This window comes from Mesorhizobium sp. B2-5-3 (genome assembly GCF_006441005.1).
Taxonomy (GTDB): Bacteria; Pseudomonadota; Alphaproteobacteria; order Rhizobiales; family Rhizobiaceae; genus Mesorhizobium.
Genome location: NZ_VFUS01000002.1, coordinates 410,001 through 412,500 on the forward strand (window position 1 = coordinate 410,001; position 2,500 = coordinate 412,500).

The 2,500-nt window shown below is 56.6% G+C and carries 1 protein-coding gene, 1 tRNA gene and 2 rRNA genes (2 of these 4 only partly in view); all 4 read right to left on the bottom strand.

The window, feature by feature from the left end:
• A protein-coding gene (locus FJ867_RS06630) for a type II toxin-antitoxin system ParD family antitoxin (RefSeq protein WP_140501644.1) crosses the window boundary here: on the bottom strand, positions 1-5 show its beginning. It extends 262 nt beyond the left edge of the window; the window shows 5 of its 267 coding nt (coding positions 1-5); the start codon lies at positions 3-5; its stop codon lies off the left edge, out of view.
• A 532-nt stretch (positions 6-537) separates the two neighbouring features.
• Positions 538-614 (bottom strand) — tRNA-Met (locus FJ867_RS06635).
• 233 nt (positions 615-847) lie between these two features.
• Positions 848-962, bottom strand: a 5S ribosomal RNA gene (gene rrf / locus FJ867_RS06640).
• A gap of 272 nt (positions 963-1,234) precedes the next feature.
• Positions 1,235-2,500 (bottom strand): 23S ribosomal RNA (locus FJ867_RS06645); it runs 1,545 nt beyond the window's last position.

The window sequence follows — 2,500 nt, forward strand, 5'->3', positions numbered from 1 at the left end:
GGCATGACAACCTCCCGGAAAGAGACATGGGATCACGGCACGGATTTAGCAATAGATGTCAGATATTAGCAATATCGCCTCGGTCGGGCCGTCGCGATCGGGGATAGCGCCTGCAGCCGATAGGTGGGATCTGCTCCTCGCGATCCCTCCGGGACAGCTGGCGCTGAAGCCGGCTGAGATGGAATCCTGCCGGCTGAATCCATTTTGCATTTTCGTGGCTGGCCTCGGCTCTGGGAAGCCCAATTTTCCGCCGCGCGAGCTGAGAGCTCGTCTTGGCCCCGAGGCATGGAACGACCGAGGCTTGGCCCTGAACGCTTTGGCTTGGCTTGGCTTGGCTTGGCTTGGCTTGGCTTGGCTTGGCTTGGCTTGGCTTGTATGGTTCTGGCGGGCGGATTGTGTTTGGTTTTGCGGGCTTTGTTTTTGACCTTGGGCGTCGGCTTTGGGTGTTTGCTGGGCCTGTGATGAGGGTTCTCAAATCAGCGGGCGGCCATCAGTCGGATACAAGAACAGCCCGGGGTGAGCCGGGCTGTTTTGATTTGGTTGCGGGGACAGGATTTGAACCTGTGACCTTCAGGTTATGAGCCTGACGAGCTACCGGGCTGCTCCACCCCGCGCCACCTATGAGCAAGCGTGAGCTTGCTTCGACCTCTGGAAGCAGGTGTTTTCTGCTTCGATTTCTGGAAGCAGGTGTTTCTGCTTCGATGTTTGGAAGCGGGCGATTGCCTGCTTCGCGCCGCCAAATTGAAAGGGCCGCTTACGCGGCCCGTTGTCCCGTTGGCGGGCCTGTTCGTGAAGAGAAGATTTCACATCCATCCGATTGGATGTGAGTTTAACGTGCGTTTGGCAGACCTGGCAGCGACCTACTCTCCCGCGTCTTGAGACGAAGTACCATCAGCGCTGGAGCGTTTCACGGCCGAGTTCGGAATGGGATCGGGTGCAGCCGCTCCGCCATAACCACCAGGTCGGCAAAACGCACGTTATTCGAGAAGCTGGGTTAGGGATTGGGCAGAAGGCAATAGTGAATAGGGGATGCCTATTCACTATTGGCTCGTTGCTCTTCACCTGTCTTTTTGTGCCTGAGCGACATCCACAGTTTGCTTTCGGGCAAAGCCCGCAAGCGCGACTGCGCGTCGCCGGTCGTCTGGCGCCCTCGCGGAGCATAGGCCCGTAAGGGCCGCTCATGCGTGAGCGCTGGCCAGACCATCGTGTTTCACGATGGGCATAAGGAATGAGAACGATCAAGCCGATCGAACTATTAGTACCGGTAAGCTTCAAGCGTTGCCGCTCTTCCACACCCGGCCTATCAACGTGGTCGTCTTCCACGGTTCTCAGGGAATACTCGTTTTAAGGTGGGTTTCCCGCTTAGATGCCTTCAGCGGTTATCCCGTCCGGATATAGCTACCCTGCTATGCGGCTGGCGCCACAACAGGTCCACCAGAGATCCGTCCATCCCGGTCCTCTCGTACTAGGGACAGATCCTTTCAATATTCCTACACCCACGGCAGATAGGGACCGAACTGTCTCACGACGTTCTGAACCCAACTCACGTACCGCTTTAAATGGCGAACAGCCATACCCTTGGGACCTGCTCCAGCCCCAGGATGCGATGAGTCGACATCGAGGTGCCAAACAACCCCGTCGATATGGACTCTTGGGGGTCATCAGCCTGTTATCCCCGGCGTACCTTTTATCCGTTGAGCGATGGCCCTTCCACGCGGGACCACCGGATCACTATGACCGACTTTCGTCTCTGCTCGACTTGTCAGTCTCGCAGTCAGGCAGGCTTATGCCATTGCACTCAGCGAACGATTTCCGACCGTTCTGAGCCCACCATCGCGCGCCTCCGTTACTCTTTAGGAGGCGACCGCCCCAGTCAAACTACCCACCATACATTGTCCCGGACCCGGATAACGGGCCGCGGTTAGACATCCATAGTGATAAGGGTGGTATTTCAAGGGTGGCTCCACCTGAGCTGGCGCCCAGGTTTCAAAGCCTACCACCTATCCTACACATGCCACTACGAATGCCAATGTAAAGCTATAGTAAAGGTGCACGGGGTCTTTCCGTCTAACCGCAGGAACCCCGCATCTTCACGGGGAATTCAATTTCACTGAGTCTATGCTGGAGACAGCGGGGAAGTCGTTACGCCATTCGTGCAGGTCGGAACTTACCCGACAAGGAATTTCGCTACCTTAGGACCGTTATAGTTACGGCCGCCGTTTACTGGGGCTTCGATTCAGAGCTTGCACCCCTCCTCTTAACCTTCCAGCACCGGGCAGGCGTCAGACCCTATACGTCGCCTTGCGGCTTCGCAGAGCCCTGTGTTTTTGATAAACAGTCGCTACCCCCTGGTCTGTGCCACCCTCCTCTGCTTGCGCAGAAAAGGGTCACGCTTCTTCCGAAGTTACGCGTGCAATTTGCCGAGTTCCTTCAGCATAGTTCTCTCAAGCGCCTTGGTATACTCTACCAGACCACCAGTGTCGGTTTCGGGTACGGTCTA